This window comes from Peribacillus cavernae (assembly GCF_003989135.1).
In the GTDB taxonomy this organism is placed as follows: Bacteria; Bacillota; Bacilli; order Bacillales; family DSM-1321; genus Peribacillus; species Peribacillus cavernae.
Window position 1 is genome coordinate 1 of sequence record NZ_RYZZ01000039.1, and the last position, 2935, is coordinate 2935.

Below are 2935 nucleotides of genomic sequence, written 5' to 3' on the forward strand. Positions count from 1 at the left end.
TTGGTTAAGTCCTCGATCGATTAGTATCTGTCAGCTCCACGTGTCACCACGCTTCCACCTCAGACCTATCCACCTGATCATCTTTCAGGGATCTTACTAGCTTGCGCTATGGGAAATCTCATCTTGAGGGGGGCTTCATGCTTAGATGCTTTCAGCACTTATCCCGTCCGCACGTAGCTACCCAGCGATGCCTTTGGCAAGACAACTGGTACACCAGCGGTGCGTCCATCCCGGTCCTCTCGTACTAAGGACAGCTCCTCTCAAATTTCCTGCGCCCACGACGGATAGGGACCGAACTGTCTCACGACGTTCTGAACCCAGCTCGCGTACCGCTTTAATGGGCGAACAGCCCAACCCTTGGGACCGACTACAGCCCCAGGATGCGATGAGCCGACATCGAGGTGCCAAACCTCCCCGTCGATGTGGACTCTTGGGGGAGATAAGCCTGTTATCCCCGGGGTAGCTTTTATCCGTTGAGCGATGGCCCTTCCATGCGGAACCACCGGATCACTAAGCCCGACTTTCGTCCCTGCTCGACTTGTAGGTCTCGCAGTCAAGCTCCCTTATGCCTTTACACTCTACGAATGATTTCCAACCATTCTGAGGGAACCTTTGGGCGCCTCCGTTACCTTTTAGGAGGCGACCGCCCCAGTCAAACTGCCCGCCTGACACTGTCTCCCGCCCCGATGAGGGGCGCGGGTTAGAATTTCAATACAGCCAGGGTAGTATCCCACCGACGCCTCCACCGAAGCTGGCGCTCCGGCTTCTTTAGGCTCCTACCTATCCTGTACAAGCTGTACCAAAATGCAATATCAGGCTGCAGTAAAGCTCCACGGGGTCTTTCCGTCCTGTCGCGGGTAACCTGCATCTTCACAGGTACTATAATTTCACCGAGTCTCTCGTTGAGACAGTGCCCAGATCGTTACGCCTTTCGTGCGGGTCGGAACTTACCCGACAAGGAATTTCGCTACCTTAGGACCGTTATAGTTACGGCCGCCGTTTACTGGGGCTTCGGTTCAAAGCTTCGCCATACAGCTAACCTCTCCCCTTAACCTTCCAGCACCGGGCAGGCGTCAGCCCCTATACTTCGCCTTGCGGCTTCGCAGAGACCTGTGTTTTTGCTAAACAGTCGCCTGGGCCTATTCACTGCGGCTTTTCCGGGCTTTCACCCTAAAAAGCACCCCTTCTCCCGAAGTTACGGGGTCATTTTGCCGAGTTCCTTAACGAGAGTTCTCTCGAACACCTTAGGATTCTCTCCTCGCCTACCTGTGTCGGTTTGCGGTACGGGCACCTTTCATCTCGCTAGAGGCTTTTCTTGGCAGTGTGGAATCAGGAACTTCGGTACTAGATTTCCCTCGCCATCACAGTTCCGCCTTATATGGAAACGGGATTTGCCTCGTTTCCGGCCTACCTGCTTGGACGTGCGCATCCAACAGCACGCTTACCCTATCCTCCTGCGTCCCCCCATTGCTCAAACGATTACAGGTGGTACAGGAATATCAACCTGTTGTCCATCGCCTACGCCTTTCGGCCTCGGCTTAGGTCCCGACTAACCCTGAGCGGACGAGCCTTCCTCAGGAAACCTTAGGCATTCGGTGGAAGGGATTCTCACCCTTCTTTCGCTACTCATACCGGCATTCTCACTTCTAAGCGCTCCACCAGTCCTTGCGGTCTAGCTTCAACGCCCTTAGAACGCTCTCCTACCACTGACACCAACGGTGTCAATCCACAGCTTCGGTGATACGTTTAGCCCCGGTACATTTTCGGCGCGGAGTCACTCGACCAGTGAGCTATTACGCACTCTTTAAATGGTGGCTGCTTCTAAGCCAACATCCTGGTTGTCTAAGCAACTCCACATCCTTTTCCACTTAACGTATACTTGGGGACCTTAGCTGGTGGTCTGGGCTGTTTCCCTTTTGACTACGGATCTTATCACTCGCAGTCTGACTCCCATGAATAAGTCTTTGGCATTCGGAGTTTGACTGAATTCGGTAACCCGATGAGGGCCCCTCGTCCAATCAGTGCTCTACCTCCAAGACTCTTATCATGAGGCTAGCCCTAAAGCTATTTCGGAGAGAACCAGCTATCTCCAGGTTCGATTGGAATTTCTCCGCTACCCACACCTCATCCCCGCACTTTTCAACGTGCGTGGGTTCGGGCCTCCATTCAGTGTTACCTGAACTTCACCCTGGACATGGGTAGATCACCTGGTTTCGGGTCTACGACCTCCTACTCACTCGCCCTGTTCAGACTCGCTTTCGCTGCGGCTCCGCCTCATCAGCTTAACCTTGCAGGAAATCGTAACTCGCCGGTTCATTCTACAAAAGGCACGCCATCACCCATGAACGGGCTCTGACTACTTGTAGGCACACGGTTTCAGGATCTCTTTCACTCCCCTTCCGGGGTGCTTTTCACCTTTCCCTCACGGTACTGGTTCACTATCGGTCACTAGGGAGTATTTAGCCTTGGGAGATGGTCCTCCCTGCTTCCGACGGGATTTCTCGTGTCCCGCCGTACTCAGGATCCACTCAGGAGGGAACGAAGTTTCGACTACAGGGTTCTTACCTTCTCTGACGGGCCTTTCCAGGCCGCTTCATCTACCCCGTTCCTTTGTAACTCCATATAGAGTGTCCTACAACCCCAAGAGGCAAGCCTCTTGGTTTGGGCTAATTCCGTTTCGCTCGCCGCTACTCAGGAAATCGCGTTTGCTTTCTCTTCCTCCGGGTACTTAGATGTTTCAGTTCCCCGGGTCTGCCTTCCATACCCTATGTATTCAGGTATGGATCCTGTTCCATTACGAACAGTGGGTTTCCCCATTCGGAAATCTCCGGATCAACGCTTACGTACAGCTCCCCGAAGCATATCGGTGTTAGTCCCGTCCTTCATCGGCTCCTAGTGCCAAGGCATCCACCGTGCGCCCTTTCTAACTTAACCA

1 rRNA gene is annotated in these 2935 nt (G+C 53.7%); it reads right to left on the reverse strand.

The annotated features are described in order from the left end of the window. Positions 1–2934: ribosomal RNA gene (locus ELQ35_RS19850) — 23S ribosomal RNA — on the reverse strand. Position 2935: the final 1 nt, after the last annotated feature.